At 42.7% G+C, this 6,176-nt stretch carries 2 protein-coding genes; one reads left to right on the top strand and one right to left on the bottom strand.

Features of this window, described 5'->3' with window-relative positions:
* Window positions 1-163, bottom strand: a 163-nt coding sequence (locus tag HMPREF2697_RS10810; protein WP_142350070.1) for a KxYKxGKxW signal peptide domain-containing protein, incomplete at its 3' end; no start/stop codon positions are given.
* 1,012 nt (window positions 164-1,175) lie between these two features.
* Between HMPREF2697_RS10810 and HMPREF2697_RS02455 the strand changes: the two genes are divergently transcribed.
* Window positions 1,176-5,897 carry a glycoside hydrolase family 70 protein gene (locus HMPREF2697_RS02455; protein WP_070849513.1) on the top strand — a complete coding sequence of 1,574 codons (4,722 nt, stop codon included), beginning with the start codon at window positions 1,176-1,178 and terminating at the stop codon, window positions 5,895-5,897.
* Window positions 5,898-6,176: the final 279 nt, after the last annotated feature.

The following is a 6,176-nucleotide window of genomic DNA, read 5'->3' as shown; positions in this document are numbered from 1 at the left end:
TGATGATGGCTTCAACAGTTGCTTCATTAACAGGTGTAGGTTGTTCTTCAGCCAAAGCGTAGCTGAATCCTGCAAAACTCAATCCCAAAGCAAGTCCTGTCACTGCAATAGTTACCCAATGTTTTTTAACTTTGTGAAGTTTAAAATGTACTTTCTTTTCCATGGTAATTCTCCTTTCATTTTAAACTTTTTACATACTGCAAAATAAGGGCTGTCATGAGAGTTTATGAAAAGTGAGCATTGGGTAGAGTCCCTAACGATGTAAGTTAATCTTTTTATGACAATCCTTATTTCTCCAAGTCTCCTCAATTTCGGTATTACGAGACTGTTCAAGGCAAACATGAGTTCTGACGAAATGATTCTAGAAAAACGAGAGCCGTTCGGAATTTTCCTCCTTTCTAAGCATGGAAGATCTCGTTTATTTTGGGCTTCTAAGACACAAAAAACTAGAGCTTACTAGTATGAGGTGTCCCCTCTAGAGCTCTAGTTTGAAATGATGCTGTATTCTTTTTATGAGCCCTAGTTTGATGGTTCAAAGTGACTCAGGAATGGTTATCCTACTATAATCCTTATTTAGGCATTAGGTAACTAATGTCAATCTTTTAGATAATCCCCCAAGTGTCCTTTAAAGCAAAATTAAAACGCTTACACATTCACCTAGCTTCATTATAATCCTTTTTTAAGAATAAACAACAGAAACTAACGGAATTATCAAAAATGTTAAAGAACTGACATAAAAGATTCTATATTTAGTTTCGTTAGTCAAATAAGAATTCACCTGTGTAAATCATTTATATTTTTAATTTTTGTTCCTCATAGACAGACCACGGTCTTAGTCAGATGAAAAAATAGAGTCTTTCTATCTAAAATTTTCTTTTCAGAATTGTCTTTTTAGGGTCTACTTCTCTCATAGTTTTGCTATCTCTTAAGCTTAATTGAAGCTTGCTTTAATGTTGAAAAGTCTTTAAGGATAAGCTTTTTAAGGTGTTTGAGAATCGAAAACTCTCTATTTAAGACCTTACATGAAGTGTAAGGTCTCATTTTCGCTAATCAGAGTTAATATAACTGAGCTTGTGGCAGAGATTTATGAAAAGAAGATGACTTTTTCCTATTTGTAATTTGTCTGAATATATCATAGAGTAGAGTCAACAACAGAAAAAGGATGATTGATATAGATGGAAAATAAGGTACGTTTTAAACTACACAAGGTTAAGAAAAACTGGGTAACTATCGGGGTGACTACTCTCTCAATGGTTGCCTTGGCAGGTGGAAGCCTCCTAGCTCAAGGTAAGGTAGAGGCCGATGAGACAAGCACGCCAAATGGAGATGGCATGCAGCAACTGAGTGAGGATGGGACTGCCAGTCTAGTGACGACAACAACTGTTACTGAGCAAGCTAGTGCTCAAGCAAGTGTGTCAGCAGTAGAAACAGTTGGAACAAACTCACAGGCGACGACAAGTGCGGTCGCTCAAGAGGCAACTGCTCAAGCACAAAGCAGTCAAGTTATCGATCAAGAAGTGGCAGTTTCTTCGCAAACTCAAGCTAGTGCCCAAGAGACACAGACTACGGAACAGGCCTCACAAGGTCAGGCTACGACTCAAGTAGCTGGGCAAACAAGTGCTCAGTCTACTCCAAGTGTGACAGAACAAGCAAGACCTAGAGTCTTGACCAATGCTGCACCAGCAATCGCCACACGCGCTGCTGACAGCACTATTCGTATCAATGCTAACCGTAACACTAACATCACGATTACTGCCAGCGGTACGACACCAAATGTAACCATTATCACAGGGCCAAACACTCCTAAACCAAACGTGACGGTGACAAGTCCAAATGGCACAAGACCAAATGTGACCATTGTAACGCAGCCAAATCAACCAAACAAACCTGTTCAACCAAGTCAACCGTCTCAACCTAACAAGCCAGTCCAACCAAGTCAGCCAAGTCTTGACTATAAACCAGTAGCTTCCAACTTGAAGACTATCGATGGCAAGCAGTATTATGTTGAAAATGGCGTTGTGAAAAAGAACACAGCGATTGAACTTGATGGTCGCCTTTATTATTTCGATGAGACTGGGGCTATGGTAGATCAAAGTAAACCTTTGTATCGTGCCGATGCCATTCCAAATAACTCTATCTATGCGGTTTATAACCAGGCCTACGATACGTCAAGCAAGAGTTTTGAACACTTGGACAATTTCTTGACGGCTGATAGCTGGTACCGTCCAAAACAGATCTTGAAGGATGGGAAAAGTTGGACAGCTTCAACTGAGAAAGATTATCGTCCCCTTTTGATGACTTGGTGGCCAGACAAGGTGACACAGGTCAACTACCTCAACTATATGAGCCAACAAGGGTTTGGTAATAAGACCTATACGACAGATATGATGAGCTATGACTTGGCAGCTGCTGCCGAAACGGTTCAACGAGGAATTGAGGAACGTATTGGTCGCGAGGGCAATACCACTTGGCTTCGCCAGTTGATGTCAGATTTCATCAAAACACAGCCTGGCTGGAACTCTGAGAGTGAGGACAATCTCTTAGTTGGTAAAGATCACCTGCAAGGAGGCGCTCTGACCTTCCTCAATAATAGTACGACCAGTCATGCCAATTCAGACTTCCGTCTCATGAACCGCACACCGACTAACCAAACGGGGACACGCAAATATCATATTGACCGTTCAAATGGTGGTTACGAGCTGCTCTTGGCTAACGATATCGACAACTCTAACCCAGCTGTTCAGGCCGAGCAACTAAACTGGCTCCACTACATCATGAACATTGGGTCTATCCTTGGCAATGATCCAAGTGCCAACTTTGACGGTGTTCGTATCGATGCGGTGGACAATGTGGATGCGGACCTCTTGCAGATTGCTTCTGATTACTTCAAGGAAAAATACCGTGTCGCAGATAATGAAGCAAATGCCATTGCTCATTTGTCAATCCTTGAAGCTTGGTCATACAACGACCACCAATACAACAAGGATACCAAGGGTGCTCAGTTGTCTATCGACAATCCACTACGTGAAACGCTTTTGACGACTTTCTTGCGTAAGAGCAATTACCGTGGCAGCTTGGAGCGCGTGATTACTAACTCTCTTAACAATCGTTCAAGTGAGCAGAAACACACGCCACGTGATGCCAATTATATTTTCGTGCGAGCCCATGATAGTGAAGTGCAAGCTGTTTTGGCTAATATCATCAGCAAGCAGATTAATCCAAAAACAGATGGTTTCACCTTCACTATGGATGAGCTCAAACAGGCCTTCGAAATCTACAATGCGGACATGCGCAAGGCTGATAAAAAGTACACCCAGTACAATATCCCAGCTGCCTATGCCACAATGTTGACCAACAAGGATAGTATCACTCGTGTTTACTACGGGGACCTCTTTACCGACGATGGCCAATACATGGCTGAAAAATCACCGTACTATAATGCCATCGATGCCCTGCTCCGTGCTCGCATCAAATATGTAGCAGGTGGTCAAGACATGAAGGTTACTAAGCTTAATGGCTACGAAATCATGTCATCTGTGCGTTATGGTAAGGGAGCAGAAGAAGCTAATCAGCTTGGTACTGCTGAAACACGCAACCAAGGAATGCTGGTCCTTACAGCCAACCGACCAGATATGAAGTTGGGAACAAATGACCGTCTGGTGGTCAATATGGGAGCTGCTCACAAAAATCAGGCTTACCGTCCATTGCTTCTCAGCAAATCTACAGGTCTTGCGACCTACCTCAAGGATTCTGATGTACCAGCAGGATTGGTTCGCTATACGGACAATCAAGGGAACTTGACCTTCACAGCAGACGATATTACTGGTCATTCAACCGTTGAAGTTTCAGGTTATTTGGCAGTTTGGGTGCCAGTCGGTGCTTCTGAAAACCAAGATGCCCGCACCAAGGCTTCGACAACTAAGAAGGGTGAGCAGGTCTTTGAATCATCAGCAGCTCTTGACTCACAAGTCATTTACGAAGGCTTCTCAAACTTCCAAGATTTCGTTAAGACACCAAGTCAGTACACCAACCGTGTTATTGCTCAAAATGCCAAACGCTTCAAAGAGTGGGGAATCACTTCCTTTGAATTTGCGCCACAATACGTGTCTAGCCAAGACGGCACTTTCTTGGATTCTATCATTGAAAATGGCTATGCCTTCGAGGACCGTTACGATATTGCCATGAGCAAGAACAACAAATACGGTTCACTCAAAGACCTCATGGATGCTCTTCGTGCCCTTCACGCTGAAGGTATCTCAGCCATTGCTGACTGGGTTCCAGATCAAATTTACAATCTCCCTGGAAAAGAAGTGGTAACAGCTTCACGTACCAACAGCTACGGCACACCACGTCCAAATGCTGAAATCTACAATAGTCTCTATGCAGCTAAAACACGTACCTTTGGAAATGACTTCCAAGGCAAGTACGGAGGTGCCTTCCTTGATGAATTGAAGGCAAAATACCCAGCTATCTTTGAGCGCGTGCAGATTTCAAACGGCCGTAAATTGACTACAAATGAGAAAATCACACAATGGTCAGCCAAGTATTTCAATGGAAGCAATATCCAAGGTACAGGGGCTCGCTATGTCTTGCAAGATAACGCAACAAACCAATACTTCAACCTGAAAGCAGGTCAAACCTTCCTTCCTAAACAAATGACAGAAATCACAGCAACTGGTTTCCGTAGGGTGGGAGATAAGGTCCAATACCTCTCAACGAGTGGCTACCTTGCCAAGAATACCTTCATTCAAATCGGTGCCAACCAGTGGTATTACTTTGATAAGAACGGTAACATGGTCACAGGTGAACAGGTCATTGATGGCAAGAAATACTTCTTCCTAGACAATGGGCTTCAGCTACGTCATGTTCTTCGCCAAGGCAGTGATGGTCACGTCTATTACTACGATCCTAAAGGGGTTCAGGCCTTTAACGGATTCTACGACTTTGCAGGTCCTCGCCAAGATGTTCGCTATTTTGATGGTAACGGTCAAATGTATCGTGGTCTCCACGACATGTATGGCACAACCTTCTATTTCGATGAAAAGACTGGTATTCAAGCTAAAGACAAGTTCATCCGCTTTGCGGACGGTCGCACACGTTACTTCATTCCAGATACAGGAAATCTCGCAGTTAACCGTTTTGCGCAAAATCCTGAGAACAAGGCTTGGTATTACCTCGATAGCAACGGCTATGCCGTGACAGGACTACAAACCATTAACGGTAAGCAGTATTACTTTGACAATGAAGGACGACAAGTTAAAGGACACTTTGTCACTATTAATAACCAACGTTACTTCCTTGATGGCGATAGTGGTGAAATTGCCCGTTCACGCTTTGTGACGGAAAACAACAAGTGGTACTATGTCGATGGCAATGGTAAGCTGGTTAAAGGCGCTCAAGTTATCAATGGTAATCACTACTATTTCAACAATGATTATAGCCAAGTCAAGGGTGCCTGGGCCAACGGCCGTTACTATGATGGTGACTCAGGTCAGGCCGTAACCAACCGCTTTGTCCAAGTTGGTGCCAACAAATGGGCTTACCTCAACCAAAATGGTCAAAAGGTAGTTGGTCTCCAGCATATCAATGGTAAACTTTACTACTTTGAAGGCAATGGTGTCCAAGCCAAGGGTAAACTCCTTACCTATAAAGGCAAGAAATACTACTTTGATGCCAATAGTGGTGAAGCCGTAACCAATCGCTTCATCCAAATTTCTCGTGGTGTTTGGTATTACTTTAACGCCTCAGGCCAAGCCGTAACAGGTGAGCAAGTCATCAACGGTCAACACCTCTATTTTGACGCTTCTGGCCGTCAGGTCAAAGGCCGTTACGTCTGGGTTAAAGGCCAACGCCGTTACTATGACGCCAATACTGGAGCTTGGGTCAGAAAACGATAAGTAGGCAGAAAAAAAGTATTTTTGGGACTATCCCAGAAGCTTATAGATTGAAAATCAGTAGTTTTCCACATAATTTCAAAACTTTTAAGTACTTGAAGTATTTTCTTTCAAGTACTTTTCTTTTATCATTTTCCCTCGAAATGTCTAGTGGATTGTAAGTAAACAATGAGTTTGATTAATAGAATCGTCAATAAACTACTTACTTTCGTTTTAAACTATACTCAGTCTTTAATGAGGGAGGCGTTAAAATTGCTAAAAGTTGCGATTTCTGTGTGAATT

It is taken from the genome of Streptococcus sp. HMSC064D12, from assembly GCF_001837205.1.
Lineage (GTDB): Bacteria > Bacillota > Bacilli > Lactobacillales > Streptococcaceae > Streptococcus > Streptococcus salivarius_D.
Note: the sequence above shows the minus strand (reverse complement) of the source record. Positions and strands in the feature narration are given on the sequence as shown.

What these genes read in the sequence shown, in the direction of transcription:
- HMPREF2697_RS02455 (WP_070849513.1), top strand. Translation starts at nt 1,176, where the DNA reads ATGGAAAATAAGGTACGTTTTAAACTACACAAGGTTAAGAAAAACTGG.